Annotated in this window: 15 protein-coding genes and 1 other RNA gene; 1 reads left to right on the forward strand and 15 read right to left on the reverse strand. The window is 49.3% G+C overall.

Annotated elements, in window-relative coordinates; translation table 11 throughout:
* Positions 1 to 1,977, reverse strand: a 1,977-nt coding sequence (priA, locus tag OEY64_06405) for a primosomal protein N' (GenBank protein MDH5542579.1), incomplete at its 3' end; no start/stop codon positions are given.
* Positions 1,974 to 3,803, reverse strand: coding sequence for a bifunctional homocysteine S-methyltransferase/methylenetetrahydrofolate reductase (locus tag OEY64_06410; protein MDH5542580.1), 1,830 nt, complete (start codon positions 3,801 to 3,803; stop codon positions 1,974 to 1,976). The genes priA and OEY64_06410, both read right to left, overlap by 4 nt.
* A 138-nt stretch (positions 3,804 to 3,941) precedes the next feature.
* Between OEY64_06410 and OEY64_06415 the strand changes: the two genes are divergently transcribed.
* Positions 3,942 to 4,334 (forward strand): acyl-CoA thioesterase, encoded by a 393-nt coding sequence (locus tag OEY64_06415; protein MDH5542581.1) that lies wholly within the window; start codon positions 3,942 to 3,944, stop codon positions 4,332 to 4,334.
* An 18-nt stretch (positions 4,335 to 4,352) separates the two neighbouring features.
* Here the strand turns inward: OEY64_06415 and OEY64_06420 are convergent, their stop codons facing one another.
* The 13 genes from OEY64_06420 to ffs all read right to left on the reverse strand — a co-directional run bounded on the left by OEY64_06420 (position 4,353) and on the right by ffs (position 18,182).
* On the reverse strand, positions 4,353 to 5,330 hold the full coding sequence (locus tag OEY64_06420; GenBank protein MDH5542582.1) for a pentapeptide repeat-containing protein: 978 nt from the start codon (positions 5,328 to 5,330) through the stop codon (positions 4,353 to 4,355).
* A gap of 85 nt (positions 5,331 to 5,415) precedes the next feature.
* Complete coding sequence (locus OEY64_06425; protein ID MDH5542583.1) at positions 5,416 to 6,387, reverse strand: pentapeptide repeat-containing protein; 972 nt, start codon at positions 6,385 to 6,387, stop codon at positions 5,416 to 5,418.
* A 206-nt stretch (positions 6,388 to 6,593) separates the two neighbouring features.
* Positions 6,594 to 9,065 carry an endopeptidase La gene (gene lon / locus OEY64_06430; GenBank protein ID MDH5542584.1) on the reverse strand — a complete coding sequence of 824 codons (2,472 nt, stop codon included), beginning with the start codon at positions 9,063 to 9,065 and terminating at the stop codon, positions 6,594 to 6,596.
* Positions 9,058 to 9,513, reverse strand: a complete 456-nt coding sequence (locus OEY64_06435) for an Hsp20/alpha crystallin family protein (protein MDH5542585.1) — start codon at positions 9,511 to 9,513, stop codon at positions 9,058 to 9,060. Before OEY64_06435 ends, lon begins: the two co-directional genes overlap by 8 nt.
* Positions 9,514 to 9,552: 39 nt before the next feature.
* Positions 9,553 to 10,425 carry a UTP--glucose-1-phosphate uridylyltransferase GalU gene (gene galU, locus OEY64_06440; protein MDH5542586.1) on the reverse strand — a complete coding sequence of 291 codons (873 nt, stop codon included), beginning with the start codon at positions 10,423 to 10,425 and terminating at the stop codon, positions 9,553 to 9,555.
* Positions 10,426 to 10,445: 20 nt separating this feature from the next.
* The gene (locus tag OEY64_06445) at positions 10,446 to 10,736 is read right to left on the reverse strand and encodes a hypothetical protein (GenBank protein MDH5542587.1); all 291 of its coding nucleotides are present in this window, start codon (positions 10,734 to 10,736) and stop codon (positions 10,446 to 10,448) included.
* A 10-nt stretch (positions 10,737 to 10,746) separates the two neighbouring features.
* Positions 10,747 to 12,030 carry a cytochrome c3 family protein gene (locus tag OEY64_06450; protein MDH5542588.1) on the reverse strand — a complete coding sequence of 428 codons (1,284 nt, stop codon included), beginning with the start codon at positions 12,028 to 12,030 and terminating at the stop codon, positions 10,747 to 10,749.
* A 21-nt stretch (positions 12,031 to 12,051) separates the two neighbouring features.
* On the reverse strand, positions 12,052 to 14,349 hold the full coding sequence (locus OEY64_06455; protein ID MDH5542589.1) for a thiamine pyrophosphate-dependent enzyme: 2,298 nt from the start codon (positions 14,347 to 14,349) through the stop codon (positions 12,052 to 12,054).
* A complete protein-coding gene (locus OEY64_06460; GenBank protein ID MDH5542590.1) occupies positions 14,346 to 15,353 on the reverse strand; it encodes a 2-oxoacid:acceptor oxidoreductase family protein in 1,008 nt (335 codons plus the stop codon). Before OEY64_06460 ends, OEY64_06455 begins: the two co-directional genes overlap by 4 nt.
* Positions 15,354 to 15,403: 50 nt before the next feature.
* The gene (recR, locus tag OEY64_06465) at positions 15,404 to 16,000 is read right to left on the reverse strand and encodes a recombination mediator RecR (protein MDH5542591.1); all 597 of its coding nucleotides are present in this window, start codon (positions 15,998 to 16,000) and stop codon (positions 15,404 to 15,406) included.
* 4 nt (positions 16,001 to 16,004) lie between these two features.
* Positions 16,005 to 16,319, reverse strand: a complete 315-nt coding sequence (locus OEY64_06470) for a YbaB/EbfC family nucleoid-associated protein (GenBank protein MDH5542592.1) — start codon at positions 16,317 to 16,319, stop codon at positions 16,005 to 16,007.
* Positions 16,320 to 16,342: 23 nt separating this feature from the next.
* Positions 16,343 to 18,022, reverse strand: a complete 1,680-nt coding sequence (dnaX, locus tag OEY64_06475) for a DNA polymerase III subunit gamma/tau (protein MDH5542593.1) — start codon at positions 18,020 to 18,022, stop codon at positions 16,343 to 16,345.
* 60 nt (positions 18,023 to 18,082) lie between these two features.
* Positions 18,083 to 18,182: signal recognition particle sRNA small type (gene ffs / locus OEY64_06480), an RNA gene on the reverse strand.
* Between the last annotated feature and the right edge of the window lie 280 nt (positions 18,183 to 18,462).

The following is an 18,462-nucleotide window of genomic DNA, read 5'->3' on the forward strand; positions in this document are numbered from 1 at the left end:
TCTTTTTTTACCCTCCTCGGATGTCGATTCAAATCTCAAACCGATTATTCGCGCAAAAGGGGGGTATCCGGTTATCCTTCTTTTTTCGATCTCCTCATTGTAGAAGGACTCGTAGTCGTGGTTGAGCGCGTGATTTATTGCGTAGTGTCCGCTTGTGGAGCTGACCATCACCTCGCCTGTATCCCCTCCGCGCCCGGTTCTCCCTGCAGCTTGCGTGATTAGAGAGAATGTGCGCTCAGCAGACCTGAAATCTGGGAAGGCAAGGTAATCATCGGCGCCCGCTATTGCGGTGAACGTCAGGTTCCTGAAGTCGTGTCCTTTGGCGACCATCTGCGTGCCGACGAGGATATCGGTTTCATTCTCTTCAAACCTTTTCAGTATTTCAAAGGTTTTATCGCGAGTCGGAGCAGTGTCCTGGTCAAGCCGATCCACTTTCAATTTTGGAAAAAGTTCCTTGAGGTATGCTTCCACCTTCTGTGTGCCGACGCCGCGATATGAAAATGTCTTTCCCGCACCGCACTCGGAACATGTACCGGGCTTTGAAAGGGAGTAACCGCAGTAATGGCATAGAAGCCCCTTTCCTCCCGCCGAATGGTGCGTAAGTGTGATGGAGCAGTTGGGGCAGAGCACAAAGGCGTTGCATGTATTGCATTTAAGGTACCTTGAATCCCCCCTTCTGTTCACGAAAATAAGAACCTGCTCATTGCGCTCTTTTCTCTTGATGATATTTTCTACGACGTTCGCAGGGAGGAGGCGCTTATCGTCAGGGTCTGAGTTGACCAGCGTCGTTTTCGGGAAAGGGGTCTTATCGATCCTGTGTGGCATGCGGCATATGCGGTATTTCCCCTCGCTGGCGTTATAAAACGATTCTATTGATGGGGTCGCGCTACCGAGCACAACAGCCGCTCCGCTCATTTTACCTCTCATCACGGCGACGTCGCGGGCATTGTAATATGGATGTTCGGACTGTTTGTAGGAGCCGTCATTCTCCTCGTCGACTACGATGAGCCTCAGGTCGTCGATAGGGGCGAATACGGCAGAGCGGGCGCCTATAACGACTTTCGCTTCGCCTCTGGCTACGCGCATCCACTCTTCCCGTCTCTGCGCGGGCGAAAGCCCTGAATGGAGTATGGCAATAGAAATGCCGAATTTGGATTCGAATCTCCGGACAAGCTGGTATGTAAGCGCAATTTCCGGGACGAGAACGATCGCGCCGCCGCCATTGGAAATTGCGCGTTTGCATAGCTCCATGTAGACTTCGGTCTTGCCTGATCCTGTCGCGCCGAAAAGAAGCGTTGTTGTGCCGGCTCTCTTTTCTATCTCCGCTGAAATGCTTTCTATAGCATCAAGCTGTTCTGCCGTAAATTCCTTCACAGCTCTGAGAGATACGGAAGGGGGATTAAATTTCCTCTTGGACGTATCCGATGAAACCGTGAAATAGAACTCTTCCGATCGTGTCAGAAATCCCTTTTTAAGATGAGGTTTTATATGCTTTTCGGTTTCGCTTGCCGTCATGCCGAGTTTTTTTGATAGCGTCTGAATAGAGAGCGGTTTTTTCAGTATTTCATGGAGTTCAATTATTCCTCCCTTGGACCGTTCCGGGAGTGACCCGGAGCGTGAAACAACAATCCTGCTTTTTAGTTCCTCCCTGGGAGATATCATTTTAAAAACCTCTCCCGCTCCGCAAAGGTAGTAAAGGGCGGTCCACTCTGCAAGCTCCACGACCTTTTCGCTGAATATCGGTTTGTCATCGAGAACAGTTTTTACAGATTTGGTTTTTATGTCGGTCTTTTTGAAGCGGAGGAATACGCCGACCATGTCGCGATTTCGAAAAGGGACAACGACCCGTACGCCGGGGAGAAGTTTAGGTTCATCCACTTTTGTGAAAGAATAGAAAAACGTTTGTCTTAATGGAACGAAGACCGCTATCTCCGCAGATAGCACTTCAGGGGGTTTTTCGGTTTCGGACGGAATCATTCTGGGAGATATTTTTCAAGAACGGCAAGCGCGGGCTTTACGGCACCGCCCGGTGCCATGACGTAGGCCCCATGCACGATATCCCTTGTCTCGTCGAGAGCTTCTACCGCGATTTTGATACCTTCTTCTGAGGCGTGTTCACCTGCCGATTCGAGCCTCTTCATTACTTCATCCGGCACTTTCATTCCTGGAACCTCGTTATGCAGGAACTCGGCCATCCTTACGGATGATATCGGTAAAATACCTATCAGGAACGGCACCTTGATATCTTTGGTTCGCTCTCTGAATTCGATGAAAATCCGCGAATCGAATATAGGCTGAGTAAAGATATACTCCGCTCCGTTTTCCACCTTCTGGTAAAGCCTTCTTATCTCTTCCTCGATGTTGATCGCCACAGGATTTACCCCAACCCCGATATGGATGGCGGTAGGTTTTCCGATAGGGTTCCCCGCAACGTCGAGGCCGTGGTTGAGATTGTTTATCAGCCGTACAAGGCCTATTGCGTCAACGTCATAAACAGCGGTGGCGTTTGGATAATTGCCGAGTTTTGGAGGGTCGCCTGTGACGGCGAGTATGTTGTGGAGTCCTACGGCATGAGCTCCGAGGATATCCGACTGCATGCCGAGGAGGTTCCTGTCCCGGCATGTGTAGTGGAGAACAGGCTCTATCCCGACATCCTGCCGGAAGAGGTGGGCAAGAGACATCGGGCTCATCCTTGCGGACGCTCTGGGGCCGTCCGGGATGTTTACGGCGTCAACCCCCGCATCCTTCAGTTTACGTGCCTTTTCAAGCGTTTTTGCAGGGTCGGAACCTTTTGGGGGGAGTATCTCCACGCAGGTGATGAATTTCCCTTCACTTAGCTTTTTGGCTAGATTCGACTTTTCAGCCGTCGGCACTATATCGACAGGCTCTGCCTTTTGGGTCTCCCTTGCTTCCACGCTAATGCGGGAAGGGGAGAGAGCCTTTACCGTATTATGGATGAGCTTTATATGCTGTGGAGTGGTACCGCAACATCCACCGACTATCTTCACACCGGTACGGATATATCGCTTCGCATAGGTGACGAGGTATTCGGGGGTGGTCATGTAAATGTGGCGTCCGTCTACGAGGTGCGGATTTCCGGCATTAGGCATGGCGGAAATCGGGAGTTCAGTACTCGAAGCCAATCGCTCAAGCGTTTCCAGCATCGGAGCGGGGCCTACTGAGCAGTTGGCGCCTATTACGTCCACTTTCAGATTTTCAAGGAATTTGGCGACCTTTTCAGCCGGTTCGCCGACCGGTGTGGCGCTCTCCTCGTTGAACGTCATCTGGGCGATAATTGCGATATCTTTTTTAACGCTTCTGGCGGCGCCGATGGCGATTTCCAGCTCGGCGGTATTCAGGAATGTTTCGAAGATAATGAGATCCACCCCCCCCTCAATCAGGGCGGATATCTGCTCCTTGAACGCATCGAAAGCGGCATTGTGCGATATCTTGCCGAACGGGGCTATAGGGCTTCCAAGGGGACCAACCGCTCCGGCAACAAAAACGGCTCCTCTCGCTTCGTAGGTGGCGTTGGACGCGGCGGCGAGATTTATCTCTCTCACCTGGCTCTCAAGGCCGTGCTTGCCGAGCGAGAACCTGTTTGCGCCGAAGGAGTTGGTCTCTATGATATCAACGCCGGCAGAGATATACTCTCGGTGTATCTCTCTGATAAGTTCAGGTTTTGTGAGGTTCACTTGGTCGTACGAGCGGTTTATATACTCCCCTTTCTGATAGATGAGCGTCCCCATTGCGCCGTCGCAGACTAGAATGTTTTCCTTTAGAGCCTCTCTGAATTTCTTCATTGTCAGGATATTATACCTCTTCTTCAGATAGTCATACCCTTGCATTTCTCGAACATGAGGTGCGAGTAAATGTTCGAGGAGAGACATGGGAAAAAGGTTTTAATTGGCGGGATATCTCACATATAATCCAGAATCATCATGGAAACAGAAGTAAAGGTTTATTACGAGGATACCGACTGCGGCGGAGTGGTATATTACGCCAACTACCTGAGGTATTTCGAAAGGGGGAGGACAGAGCACCTCGAGAGCCAGGGTATATCCCTGCCGGAATACCAGAAGAGAGGTGTGGTGTTCACTGTGGTTAATGCCAGCATCGAATACAAATCCCCGGCAGTTTACGGCGACATCTTAAGCGTTGCTACCTCGATAGAAAAAATCAGGGGGGCGAGCTTTGTAGTTAAGTACGGGATAAAGAGAAAGAGCGACGGGAAATTGCTGATAACCGGGAGTACACGAATGGCTTGCGTGGACTCAAGTATGAAACCTATCATGATCCCGGACGAAATAAGAGAGGCGTTGGAAAGAGGGTAATCAAAAAGGGGAGGGGGGTTATCGCTCCATGTACCGTTTATAGATGGTGATAACGAACAGCGCAAGCAGGAAATACCCCATGTATGCTTCAAGCGCGGAGAGTATCTTGCCTACACCTTCCGGCGAGTAGTCGCCATAGCCAAGAGTGGTGAATGTTACGACGCTATAATAAAACGAGTTGTAGAGTATCAAAAGGTTGTCAGCAACGGAGAGTGAAAGCGAGAAGGAATCGGTTGAAACCCCTGAAAAGTGCGTCAATCCCAGAAAGCCGAATATAAGGGCAAATATGGTTATGGTGATGGTGGATAGGGTGATAATCCTGTACGGTTTTTCTCCATATCCGGTTGAAAAATCCATGAAGATTGACCAGAAGCGTTCGGGCGACCAGGCTGGCATGAGCCTTCGCTGCATTATCATTTCGCGATAGAAAAATTTCCCGGCATAGTGTGAGAGACCCCTGCTTTGCAGGTTGTTCTTGACATTTCGGTAGATCTCCATCGCTTCATAGTATTTTTCACTAGCCTTGTCCAAATCCCCTTCATCAGATGCGTTATCCGCTTCAAGCTCGTTTTTAACCTTATATCCAGGCCCCCAATAGACATTTTCGAAACTTGCGTTGCCAAATTTTGTCCCCAGCAGTTCAGCATCAATAAGGACGGTCTGTTTAAAGTTTGCGTTATCCAGATTAGCCTTAAAAAGATTCGCGCCAGTAAGGTCGGAACCGAAAAGATGCGCGCCGCGCAGGGAGGCTCTCCTGAAGTTGACGTCCGTCAAATTCGCGTATGTCAGGTTCACGCCGTCCAGACTTGCGTTGTGAAGATTAAACCCTTCCAGTCGTTTACCGCTTTTATGTGCGTCTTCGAGATGTTTTTTAAGCTCAATCCCTTTTCTATCCAAAGAAGGGTCGTGCCAGACGCAATAGACGGAATCCTTCCCCGCCGTCTCTTTGCAGGAGGTACTGTCGCGGAACTGGTATTTACATGTCCCTTGGCTCATTTTGGATATACCCCTTGCAAATACGGTTCAATAATATGTGAGCACGGCTCCCCCAGACCAACATGCCTTTCCGGCCATACTGATTTTACCGCTCCATGTACCTTTTATATATTGTGATAACAAAAAGAACAATAAGAAAAAATCCGGTATACGCTTCCAGCATTGTGAATATCTTTCCAATGCCGTACGGTATGTACTCACTGTTTCCAAGAGTGGTAAATGTAACAACGCTGTAATAGAGCGAGTTAAAAAGGACTAAGAGCGATTCATCCATCGTTTGGTTCGCGCTTAGCGCAGAAATCTCACCGGTATAATCCTTCAGGCCGGTGAGACTGAATATGAACATGAATCCGAACATTATGATAGCGGAAAAGCCGATAATCTTGAACGGCTTTTCACCATAGCCGGAAGAGATATCGAGCAGAAAAGACCAAAACCTTTCAAACGTGAAATAAGGTATCAGTTTTCTCTGCATTACCATCTCGCGATAAAAATATCTGCCCGCCTGGTTCTGCAGGCCACGGTTCTTGAAATTGTTTTTGATATTGAGATATATCTCCATCGCCTCGTAATATTTCTCCGCCGCTTTATCGGTCTCGCCTCTGCTCAGGAAGATGTCTCCCTCTATTTCATTTTTTATCTTGTTGTCGTTACCAAATTCAACATTATCCAGGCTTGCGTTACCAAGTCTGGCTCCAAGGAGTTCCGCGTCATACAGTGTGGTCTGTTTCAGGTTTGCGCTTTCAAGGTTGGCCTTAAAGAGGTTGGTTTTATTCAAATTTGATCCGAAAAAGTGGGCTCCTCGTAGATTTGCTCTTTTGAAGTTGACGTTATACAGGTCGGAATAGGTGAAGTTTATTCCCTCAAGATTTGCCTTTTGAAGGTTAAAACCTTCGAGCTTTTCCCCTTTTTTATGCTTTTCATCAAGGATCTTTTTAATGTCGGCTCCGAGCCTGTCGGCATTTGGGTCGTGCCAGAAACAGTATCCAGAGTTACCCTGTTGTGGCTCCTTGCAGGTTGTTTTGTCCCGGTATTGGTATGTGCAGGAATTTTCCATCTGCTAATGTTACCTCAAAATAAATGAATTTCGACTAAAAAAAACAGAATGTTAACCTGAGTGAAAATATCATTCACCAAAGGCTTTGGCAGGTAACAGGAGGTTACAGGTGATGGAAAATCCGGTATCAAATGAAAAGAATCAATCAACAACAGATTGCAGTCGGTAAATCGGTAATTTTGTGGCTGGGATATTCGTACGGTTTCCTATTTTTTTCCTTTTTTTATTGATGCTTTTACCGGTGTTTTCCTTCGTTTAGACGTAATCGGCTTCTTTGCGGTTTTATTAATTAAGCCTCCGACCCCTTTTTTGAATGCATTTTCAAGGACAGTATCAACGGTCTTTACCGGGATGAAATTTATCTTCTTTTTGATGTAATCCGGGATTTCCTTCAGATCGGGTACATTTTGATCAGGGATAATAACGTTGGAAATACCCGCCTGAAGCGCGGCGAGGGTTTTTTCCTTCAGGCCGCCTATCGGCAGAACCCTTCCCCTGAGAGTGATCTCTCCCGTCATGGCGATATCGTTTCTCACGGGTTTTCCGGAAAGGGCGCTTGCCAGGGCTACTGCGATAGTTATTCCAGCGGACGGGCCGTCCTTGGGGACAGCGCCCGCAGGCACATGGACATGTATATCGGTATTTTTTGCGAACTCCTCGGAGATACCGATCCTCTTTGCGTTGGTACGGCAGTAGGAGTATGCCGCTTTGGCCGATTCGCGCATGACCTCTCCGAGTTTCCCGGTGATAATGAGGCTTCCGCGTCCTTTCATGGTGGTAACCTCAATGTGCATCAGGGTGCCCCCTACCTGAGTCCAGGCGAGACCTGTAGCGACTCCTATTTGAGGCTTCTCCTTTTCAGATTCATTAAGGAATTTAGCCGGGCCAAGATAATCTTCGGTTGATTTGTCGGAAATGGTGAAATGGTTTTTTGTTTTGTTCTGTACTATTTTCAGCGCTACCTTGCGGCAGATGTTCGCGATTTCCCTCTCCAGATTGCGCAATCCTGCTTCGCGGGTATAGCCGCTAATAAGTTCCCTGATAGCGCCATCGGAAAAAGATATCTGTTTTAATGTCAATCCATTCTCCTTTGATTGTCGCGGAACGAGATATTTTTTAGCGATACCGAGTTTTTCCTCTTCTGTGTAACCGGAGAGATAAAGTATTTCCATTCTGTCGCGCAATGGGCCGGGGATGGTATCGGTCATATTGGCTGTTGCGATGAAGAGCGTCTTTGAAAGATCGAAAGGAACGCCGAGATAATGATCTACAAAGGAGTGGTTTTGTTCCGGATCCAGAACTTCCAGGAGTGCGGAGGAGGGGTCTCCCCTGAAATCGCTCCCCAGTTTGTCTATCTCGTCGAGCATGAATACAGGATTGTTCGATCCGGCGGTTTTAATCCCCTGTATTATTCTTCCGGGTAGCGCTCCGATATATGTCCTTCGGTGTCCCCTTATTTCAGATTCGTCCCGGACACCACCGAGCGACATCCTTGAGAAGTTCCTTCCAAGCGCCTTTGCGATCGATTTACCGAGGGAGGTCTTTCCTGTTCCTGGAGGGCCTACAAAGCAGAGGATCGGCCCCTTGATATCCTTTTTCAGTTTCGCAACACCAAGGTATTCAAGAATTCTCTGTTTGATCTTCTCAAGGTCGTAATGATCCTCATCCAAAACCTTTTTTGCCTTCGAAATGCTGATGTTATCTTTGGTCTCCACGGACCATGGGATATCGGTAAGCCACTCAAGATATGTGCGCACGGTAGTCGCTTCTGCCGATTCAGGGTGCATTTTGCTGAAGCGTTTCAGTTGTTTTTCAGCCTCTTTAAGAACCGGCTCCGGCATTTTAGCTTTCTTTATATTTTTTTCCAGCTCCATTATCTCTGCCTGGGAATCGTCGGTATCACCAAGCTCTTTCTGTATCTGTGAGAGCTGTTCCCTCAGGAAGTATTCCTTTTGGGATTTTGTCATCTTATCCTGCACCTTTGACTGGATTTTCTCCTGAATGGTGAGCAGCTGGATCTCGCGTCCGAGAAATTCGCTTACTTTTTTAAGTCTTTTTATCGCCCCTTTTGTCTCTATTACCTTTTGTGCGTCTTCAACGCGGAGGCCAATATTGCTTGCGACAAGGTCGGCCAGTTTGCCCGAATCCTCAATTCCGTCTGCGACAATGACAATATCGGGAGATATCCCTTTGCCCATATCGACCATTGTAGCGATCTGTTGACGCACGGTGCGTCTTAGAGCCTCGGATTCGACGTTTTCCACGCCAGATCCTTCCGTATCGTCAAAAAGTTCGATCCTGACTTTCATGAAAGGGGAGAGAGTGGTAAATTCCTTAATGCTAACCTTCACCAGTCCCTGAACTAGTATCTTGAGTTTGTCCCCTGATATCTTTACCATACGCAGGACATTGACGAGGGTTCCAATCCGGTAGAGGTCTTCAGGCTGCGGTTCCTCCACTTTGGAGTCCTTTTGGGCCACGAGCATCATCATTCTGTTTGTCGCCATCGCTTCATTTACAGAATTGGTGGAGATTTCTCTCCCGACGTACAGCGGCAGGATCATATAGGGAAAAACCACAATATCTTTTACGGGGAGGAGGGGGAGTTCTTCAGGAATGCTCAGTTCGAGTGGCGTTTCTTCGGTTATTTCCGTAAGTATTACCGGTTTTTCATTCATCGCGAACCTCTATTTTTCGGACAGGATTTCGACGATCAAGGAGCTTGGGTATGCAGATATGAAGTATGCCGTTCTTGCATGTAGCTGTGATCGAATTTGAATCAACGGCCTGGCCGAGTCCAAAGCGGCGTTTAAACCACCCGTAATTCCTTTCCGCGCAGTGGAAGGTAACCGGACCAGGAGTTGGCTCATCCTTTTTTACCCCTTCGATTGTGAGAAGGTCTTTTTCAATGGTCACTGATACTTTTTCAGTTTCGATGCCGGGAACTTCAATATCCACCATAACAAACTTTTCGTTTTCGTAAATATCTACCGCGGTGATGAAGGTATCCTTGCCGAAACCGCCTTCCGAGGTGACTATATCCTCTTCAGCGTAATTAAGATGGAATATATAATCCTTTTTAGGATCAAATCCGGTCTCGTTGTTATCGTCGTTTTGTGAACCCATATGCCACCTTCACTACCACTATATCAAAAATGAGCAGTTCTACATATTCAGGTTCTTTAGGTAGTTTTTGAAATCGCTCCCAAGGTCATCGCGGCGAAGGGCAAACTCAACAGTCGCTTTCAGAAATCCCAGTTTGTTTCCCGCGTCATATCGGAGACCGGTGAAGCGGTATCCGCTCATCTCCTCGTTTTTGCAAAGCATATTCAAGCCGGCGGTAAGCTGTATCTCCCCTGAGCCGTCCGCCTGAACCCCTTCAAGAAGCTCGAATATATCAGGTGTAAGGATATATCTACCTATGACAGCCAGATCGGAAGGGGCTTTTTCGGTTTCAGGTTTTTCCACAAGCCCTTTGATCCTGGATTTGCGCCCCGTTTCGGAAACGATATCGGCCACTCCATATTTTGAGATATCTTCCTTTGGAATTCTTTCAAGCGCTACTACAGAGGCGCCGGTCTCATGGTGCACGGTCAACAGCTGTTTAAGCGCTGGCTCGGTTTCTGAATATATTATGTCGTCTCCGAGAAGGACAGCAAAAGGTTCATCCTTTATCAGGTCCTTTGCGCGCAGTATCGCGTGTCCTAGGCCGAGCGGCTCTTTCTGGCGAATGTACCAGAAGTCGCACATGTTGGAGATGTTTCTGATCATCTCCAGCTCTTCATGCTTGTTTTTCTGCTGAAGCAACAGCTCAAGCTCTATTGCGTTATCGAAATGATCCTCGATGGCGTTCTTTCCGCGCCCTGTGATCATTATTATCTCTTCGATTCCTGATTCAATTGCCTCTTCAACGACATATTGGATCATCGGTTTATCAACTATCGGAAGCATCTCCTTTGGGGATGCTTTTGTGGCAGGGAGGAACCTGGTTCCCATTCCCGCAACAGGGAGGACGGCCTTTCTTACTTTAGCCATGATTCGATTTCCATATGAATAGGTTAACTCCACTCTCTTTTAATGGTTTCTAATGCTGTTTTGTCGGTATGGTTCAGCTCATAATATCGTGCATTAACGGAAAAGACAAAGACAGCTTCTTGAATGGCGGCGCGATATCCCTTTCGGCCTCTCAGGAAATTACCGCGAAGGAAGTATGACTTGAAAAAGCTGAGAAGAGGGGAGAAAAGAAGATCTACAGCTTTGCTATTATTAGTGGAAAGAGTTGAAGCTTTTTTCTCGATCTTGTTTTCCAAATCGTTCCAAAACCCGTCATCTTCCCTGTTTTGGCCCATTAACTATGTGTTAATCCCTTTTACAATGTCTGCTTCTTTTAACCAGGGACCAGCTAAACGCGAGAAAAACAAGCCATGATGCCACCAGTCCGTATTTCCTTCTGGAAAGTTCATGGGTTCTGGCATCAACTTCTTCCATGACTTCCTTCGTGAGGTTTTCCGCTGAATTTGCTTTTTCGTTTAGCGGGTCTACATCCATGGAATGAGAAGCTACAACCATCTCCTTTAGCATGCTGTTTACTTTTTTCATTTTATTGGTGAGGTGCGATGTTTCAAAACCGCTGCCGCTCCATTCATTTATTCTCTTAACAGCATCGTTCCCTTTATTCAGATTGTCTTCGGTATCCTTTAGCAGTTTGTGCAATGCTGTTCCCGTTTCCATCTGCAGGGAGTTTTTAGCGTGACAGGTGACACAGTTGCCTTTCCCCTCATCCACAAATTTGGCAATAGTCGGTTTCATTACGTCATGATTCGAATGGCAATCTATACAGGTAGGGACTCCATTCTGCTGGGCGGCATCCCAGTGGAGACTCATTTTGTAGGTCTCTTCCTGCGAAATATGGCAGTTCATGCAAACGAGTTTCACGGACATTTCCTGCGGTTTTCTGATCCTGTGGTTTGAATGGCAGTCGGTACATGATGGTACACCCATGTCGCCTTCAAAGTAACGCATACCGTGTGTGCTGACCTTATACAGGTCGTATTGGTTTATGGGGAGTTTGCTGTCGGCCATCTGGGATGCATTTGAATGGCAGGAAGCGCAGGTTCTAACGATGTTCTTTCGGTTAACAGCTGATTCCGGATCCGCTACCCGCTTTATGGCGTGCGTCCCTCCATGACAGTTCATACAAGTCGGTACATTCTCATTTCCAGCGGCAAGTTTTTCACCATGCACACTGTCTGAGTACTTTTCGAATTGGTCGTATGGGAGATTGTACGGGCGCATTTTCAAGGGGTCGGAATGGCATTTCGAGCAGAACTTCGGAATGTCCTTTATCTCCGGCTTGCCGACAAAACCCTTGGCAGGTTCCATCGCCTCGCCAAAGTCGGTAGGATCACCACCATGGCAGTCCTGGCACTCAACGCCCCCTTCAGCGTGAACCGAAAGCTTCCAATCGTCCACGACCTGCTTAAGTACATCTTCCATTTCAAGATGACAACTTATGCAGACGTTCTCACTTTCAGCCTCTTCCGCATATGCAGGGAGGCTGAACGAGAGGAGGGCAAAGGACAGAAACGAAGAAACGATCATCGGGAAGCACCCAAATCGCAAAAGGCTTTTCGGTTTGCCCACTTCAGTTTCCATCCTTATATATTACAACAGTGGATGTTCAGACATAGCCTTTATTCTGGCAAATCTCCTGTCTACCTCATCCCGGAACCTGTCCACGATATGTTTGTTCTCCGGTTTAAGAAGATGCTTGGTTTTGCCCATCATTTTCAGCCATTCGATTACATCTACTTTTTTACCTTTCGCTTCAGGATCGTAGTTCAGCGTAGTAACTCCATGCTCAACTTCGTACAAGGGGAAGAAGTTGCTGTTTACGGCCGCTTCGCCAACCGGCATCCCCTGGTCATCCTCATGCTTCCAGTTAAGGGGGCAAACAGAGAAGAATTTGCCGAATACGAGCCCCTCGTTCCTGGCGTACCACTGTGCCTTTGCCGCTTTGGTCATAAGGTCCTTGTAGTTGGCGTCCGTCGCGGTGAAGACATACGGAATATGGCACGAAGCAAAGAGCTGGGCCGAATCCTTGTGGTTGAACGTCTTTCCGGTCTGGTGTGACCCCACGTTCGAGGTGGAGGTGGCATGACCAAGAGGGGTTGTATATGACAGCTGATGCCCTGTATTCATGTAACCCTGGTTATCGTACTCAAGGATGATCATCTTATGATTTCTGAAAGCTGTTCCAAGTGCCGGTCCAAGACCGATATCAAGGCCGCCGTCACCTGTTACCATTATGAACGTTATCTCTTCATCACTTGGGATCTCGCCCCTTCTTTTTCGCTCGGCGAACATCTCTACCACGCCTGAAAGTGTTGCGGCGCCGTTCTGGAAGAGGTTATGGATATATGTAATGTTGAAGGCTGTATTCGGGTAGCCGGTGGTCACGACCATTCCGCAGCCGGTGTGCCAAAGCATCACCACATGCCCCTCGATCCCTTTGAGGAAAGTGCCGATATTTGTGAATATCCCGCAACCTGGGCATGCGCCGTGACCCGGGGCTATCCTTTGAGGCATCTTCGTAAGGTCTTTCGGTTTTACCCCTTTTACGACCACTTTACCGGTTGCTTCATCTTTCGTGGCAGAGATAACCCCCGGTGAGCTTGCTTCTTTTTTAATAGCGTCGTTCTTGGTTAGGATGGAGTAGCTGACATCCCCCGGTTCGGCACCGATATAGTCGTACGCGATTTCCACTTTCCCTTTTGCGGCGGTATCGAGCGCGAGATTGAACATCTCAATCGCGTCGTGATCGTAGTAATCCTTTCCTCCGAGTCCATAGATCCGGCTCAATACAAGCGTCTTGTTGTTCGGGTCGTCCTTTAAGGCCGATTTGGCGTCGATAGTCATCGCTCCACCCTGGGCGCCGTATACGTCGGCCCGGTCAGCTACAAGAAGAGCTTTTACATTCTTGCAGGCTTTCCTTAATTCTTCGCCTGGGAAGGGGCGGATAACCGTGGGATATACCACGCCGACCTTTTTTCCTTCAGCTCGGAGCTTATCGCAGACGCTCATTGCCGTGTCTGCCGCCGAATTGAGTATCATTACTGCCGCTTCGGCGTCTTCCATCCTGTAGGTTTCGAGCATATTGTACTTTCTGCCCGAAAGCTTCTCCCACTCGGCAAACACATCCCTGAACACGGCCCTGGATGCTTCCATGGCAAGGGAGAGCTGTTTTTTATTGTTTATCTGATCGGGGTCGTTCATGTACGGGCCGAATGTGACCGGGTTTGCCGGATCGACAGAAGAGTATTCATACTGGAACGGCCCAACGAAATCCTGTATGGTTTTTGCGTCCTCGAAGCGGCTTATTCTCCGCTTCTGGTGGCTTGTGAAGAATCCGTCATCGGCAACGATTACCGGAAGCCTTACATCCTTATGCTCGCCTACCTTTGTGGCAATAGCGACAAAATCGTAGGTAGCCTGCGGATCCTTGGCGCATAAAATGAGCCAACCAAGATTCAGCGTGGAGTACAGGTCGCTGTGGTCGCCGCGGATATCAAGCGGACCGGATACTGAACGGCACACAAGGTTTAGCACCATCGGCATTCTGGTTCCCGACTGTACAGGCATCTGTTCGATGGAGAAGAGAAGACCGTTTGCGGATGTCGCGTTGAAAACGCGTCCACCGGCTGTCGATGCGCCGTAGCAGATACCAGCGGCGCCATGCTCACCATCGCCCGGTATTAGTACCGTTTCATGTTTGCCGGAGGCCTTCATTTCGTCGAGGAATTCGGCAACTTCAGTAGAAGGGGTGATAGGGTAGTATCCCATCACATGGAAGTTGACCTGTGACGCGGCGAGAGCCGACATTTCGTTACCGCTCAGGAAATCCGTTACCTGTTTGGCGGACCCTTTGGAAGTTCCTTTTGAGTTTGCTGTTACCTTGCTCATTCTATCTCCTTTAGGTCTTTCACGAAGCCCTTTTCGATGACCGCCGGATTTACCGACGCTTCAACATGCTCGGTGAGGGCGTCAAATTTACATATTCTTACGCAACGAAGGCAACCTTTGCAGTAGCGGTAGTTGATCCTTTGAAGCACTTGCTCTATTTTACCTTTTTTGTTTGCCCCTTCCTTCCATTCAAAGCTGTAATCGGGGCATGTGATGTCGCATTCGCCGCAGTTTGTGCATTTCTCGACATTTAATACTGGAATCATGCCGGAGCGGCTGGCGGTAAGATCCTTGAACATCGATGTCCCTGCCGCAGGGATGACGCCGCCGATAGGCTGGTTGAGATAGCCGAGTTTCTGCCCGTGCGGGGAGAACGGCTGTAGCGGATATTTCCCGTCCGATGCGAATTTCTTGGAGCTATATTCACTCGCTCCTCTGTCAAACGTCTTTATGTTCGGTTCTATCAGGAACGCGTACTTCTTTCCAAGCGCGGTCTTTATGGAATCCTTTACAGCGTCCTGTGAGATGAAACCGCTTACGGCCGCCATCGTGCCAAGGAGCGCGGTGTTTACGCGGGTCTTCTCTTCAAGCGCGATTTTCATGGCGTCAATGACCACCAGCGTGCCGCAAGGGAGTTTGATGTAATCCCTCGCTTCTTCCGCGTTCATGCTTGTATTGAGGATTACTATGCTCTCCTCGTTTACGCCGGTAAGCATCCCTTCATTCTGGGCAATCGCCTCCAAAAAGATGACCAGCATGTGCGGCTCGGTTACGGGGGCGTTCACCCTTACATTGTGGTCGGCGGCGCAAAACCTGACAAACGAACCGACAGGAGAGCCTTTCTTCTCGGAACCGTAACTCGAAAAGTTTGAGCCGTTAAAGCCCATGTTAAGAATCCCGGCTTCGGCAAGTATCTTTCCGGCGAGATTGGCGCCGAAACCCCCGATGCTTGCCATTCGGATTTCGTAAAATCCCAGATCATTCGTTATAGGTAATTTTTGCATTCCTACTCCTTCAGCTACCCCAAATAAATATTTTCAAAAGCTAAAGTCTCCTATATTTTCTGTCTGCCTTCAAGTGATTTAAGCAGAGTAATTTCGTCAACATACTCGATATCCCCCCCAACAGGTATCCCGCGGGCTATTCTGGTCACCTCTACGGCCAATTTTTTCAGTACATTCGAGAGATAAAGGGCCGTCGCTTCTCCGTCCATGGTCGGGTTTGTGGCCACAATAACCTCCTTAACCTTATTTTTTTCAATTCGTTGCATAAGTTTGTCAATTTTCAGCGACTCCGGCCCCATTCCATCCAGCGGGGAGATGGTCCCCATCAGCACATGATAGAGCCCCTTGAATTTCCCCATCCTCTCAAAGATCGCAATATCGAGAGGTTGTTCCACTACGCATATTATTGAGCGATCCCGTTCCCCGGAAACGCATATCGAACATGGGTCGGTCTCGGTGATACCTCCGCACTCGCCGCAAAGTATCACCTTCTCGTCCAGGTCCCTTAGCGCGTTTCCAAGCGTCGTCGCCTGCCTGTTTTCCGATTTCAGAAGCGCATACACCAGCCGTTCTGCCGTTTTCTTGCCGATACCGGGGAGCTTCTGCAGTTCCTCGGTCAGCGTAGCTACCGTAATGGAGGATTCCATACCTTTAAAACAGGCCGGGTAGCGATATTCCCGCTTCTTTCATTGCGCGTTGCCCAACCTCTTTTTGAACCTCGCCGGCCTTATCCAGGGCGTCGTTCACGGTCTTCAATAATGCTTCCTGCAGTTTGCCGCCGTCCGTCAGGCAGCCGGGATCAATGGATATAGAGACGATCTCCTTGTCGCAGGTTGCAACAACCTTTATCAAGCCGTCTTCCGATACAGCATCGACCTTTCTCTCCTTCAGCTCGTCGCGGAATTCGGTCACTTTCGACTTTATATTCTGCGCTTTCTGAAGCAGATCACCCAACAGTCTTGACATAACTTTTCTCCATAGGTTCCAGGTTACTCTTCAAATTCAGGCCTCCCCTCGAAGATATCTATCGCCTTTGCGATGAGAGGGTCCTTCAATATCTCCAGTTTCGCGGCGTTGTCTATGCCGTTACTCTTTTTTTTTTCAGATGCCACAGGCTCACCCGCCTGGAAACTGAGGGTCATTTTCCGGCCAGCATGTTTGTTTATTTCGGTTTCAATGAACTCCTTGTTCCTCTGGCACTGATTGGCGACATATTCATCCCCATGAGGGTAGAAAAGTGTCGCATTCTCACCATTAACAACCAGAGTAGTGTTCGCAAGCGCCGTTGCCAGAAAGCCGGAAGCGGAACCCTTTATAGAGTTCCAGTCCACCTCGCCCGGCGCACGGGGAGCGGCAGGCTTTTCGACCGCTTCAGTGATGTATGGCGAATCGTCGACTGGGGGAGTTGCGGTGACTCGCTTCTGCGCGGGGGGCTGATACCCGCCGGAGGGTTTTGCTTGATACGAGACAGCCGAGCGGGGAGCCTGCGCAGGCTGACCGGAAGTGACCCCTTCGCTCTTGAGGATTTTAAGTAGCTCGTCCACCGGAACCACGTCATCAAGACCGTTCATCTTTAATAGCGCCATCTCCAGCACGGAGAGGTCGTTGCTTGCCATCTTCCCCTGGTACTCCGCCTTCGTGAGGAGGTCGTAGAACTGCTGTAGTTTGGTCGGGGAGACGTTCTTCACCATCTCCTTCATTAACACTATCCGCTCCGGGGTCTCCTGGATGATGCTTTCCGGCTTAGGGATAAGTTTTACTATCGTAAGCTCGCGAACAGCCTCAAGCATTTCGCGCAGGATAACCGCCGTGTCGTATCCGGTATAGTAGAGGTCGTGAAGTTCAGCGAGAGTTTTCTCGGAATCCTTCACGAACAGCGAGTTTATTATCGACCAAATCCTGTCGCGCGATACCAGGCCGAGTACCATGCCGACCTCTTCCTCCCCAATCTCGCCGTCGCTGTATGAGACAAGCTGGTCCATTAGGGATTCGGCGTCCCTCATGCTCCCCTCGGCGCGTCGGCTTATCATCTTTAATGCGGTGTCGGTGACGGAGAGCTTCTCCTTGTCGGCGATCGCCTTCAGTTTTTCGGCTATCTGAAGTTCGGAAAGAGCGCGGAACTCGAAACATTGGCAACGGCTCAGTACCGTTTCGGGGATCTTTGTAAGCTCCGTGGTGGCGAATATGAAGAGGGTATGCGGAGGCGGCTCCTCGAGAGTTTTTAGGAAAGCGTTGAACGCCGGTTTCGAGAGCATATGCACCTCGTCAACGATGTATATCTTCATCCTGCATTTCGCCGGGGCGTACTGTAGCGCCTCGCGTATCTCTCTTATGTCGTCTACGCCGTTGTTGGAGGCGCCGTCTATCTCTATCACGTCGATGGATGAACCGCTTACTATCTCATTGCATATGGCGCACTCGCCGCACGGCGCGACGGTCGGCCCTTTCTCGCAGTTTATGGAGCGGGCGAGTATGCGGGCGAGCGAGGTTTTGCCGACCCCCCTTATGCCGGAGAAGATGTAGGCATTCGGGAAGCGGTTGAGCTTGATGGCGTTTTGAAGTGCGCGGACGATGTGCTGCTGTCCCGAAACGTCGGCGAAGGTGAGGGGTCTCCATTTCCTTGCGAAAACAAGGTAGTTGCCGGAAGATTTAGCGTTATCAGTTTCCATAAGCGGGACCATGCACCCCAATGCAAATATCGATTGTAGGAAAGAGCCTCCAACATTAAATTATGCCGGGCACCCTTACAGCGCCCCCGACACACCGCGTACCGCTGCTTCCTTCCGGATCTGACGGGGTTAACAGGGTCGAGTCGCGTAAGACCCGGCAAGGAGATTTTACCAAAGTGGCGGTGGATAGCAACCGCAATAATCGGGAGGAGTGGGTTTCACGCATTGCCCTGGTAGCGCAGACTTCAGTCTGCGTGAATTTCGGTATCGTAGCCTTCAGTCTGCGTATATTTCGGTAGCACAGACTTTAGTCTGAGTGTATTTCGGTAGCGTAGACTTCAGTCTGCGTTTGCCCCGCCTTCACCTTGTCATTCCCTCAAAGTTGGGTTTCAGAGGTTCTATGCTTTTGCGAAACTGGATCCCCGCATGCGCGAGGATGA

It is taken from the genome of Nitrospinota bacterium, from assembly GCA_029881495.1.
Taxonomy (GTDB): Bacteria; Nitrospinota_A; UBA7883; order JACRGQ01; family JACRGQ01; genus JAOUMJ01.

Bases quoted from the DNA above. Each gene is read 5' to 3' on its own strand.
- recR (MDH5542591.1), bottom strand. From the start codon at position 16,000: ATGGAATCCTCCATTACGGTAGCTACGCTGACCGAGGAACTGCAGAAG.
- OEY64_06425 (MDH5542583.1), bottom strand. From the start codon at position 6,387: ATGGAAAATTCCTGCACATACCAATACCGGGACAAAACAACCTGCAAG.
- lon (MDH5542584.1), bottom strand. From the start codon at position 9,065: ATGAATGAAAAACCGGTAATACTTACGGAAATAACCGAAGAAACGCCA.
- OEY64_06415 (MDH5542581.1), top strand. From the start codon at position 3,942: ATGGAAACAGAAGTAAAGGTTTATTACGAGGATACCGACTGCGGCGGA.
- OEY64_06410 (MDH5542580.1), bottom strand. From the start codon at position 3,803: ATGAAGAAATTCAGAGAGGCTCTAAAGGAAAACATTCTAGTCTGCGAC.
- OEY64_06435 (MDH5542585.1), bottom strand. From the start codon at position 9,513: ATGGGTTCACAAAACGACGATAACAACGAGACCGGATTTGATCCTAAA.
- OEY64_06460 (MDH5542590.1), bottom strand. From the start codon at position 15,353: ATGCAAAAATTACCTATAACGAATGATCTGGGATTTTACGAAATCCGA.
- OEY64_06455 (MDH5542589.1), bottom strand. From the start codon at position 14,349: ATGAGCAAGGTAACAGCAAACTCAAAAGGAACTTCCAAAGGGTCCGCC.
- dnaX (MDH5542593.1), bottom strand. From the start codon at position 18,022: ATGGAAACTGATAACGCTAAATCTTCCGGCAACTACCTTGTTTTCGCA.
- OEY64_06420 (MDH5542582.1), bottom strand. From the start codon at position 5,330: ATGAGCCAAGGGACATGTAAATACCAGTTCCGCGACAGTACCTCCTGC.
- OEY64_06470 (MDH5542592.1), bottom strand. From the start codon at position 16,319: ATGTCAAGACTGTTGGGTGATCTGCTTCAGAAAGCGCAGAATATAAAG.
- OEY64_06445 (MDH5542587.1), bottom strand. From the start codon at position 10,736: ATGGGCCAAAACAGGGAAGATGACGGGTTTTGGAACGATTTGGAAAAC.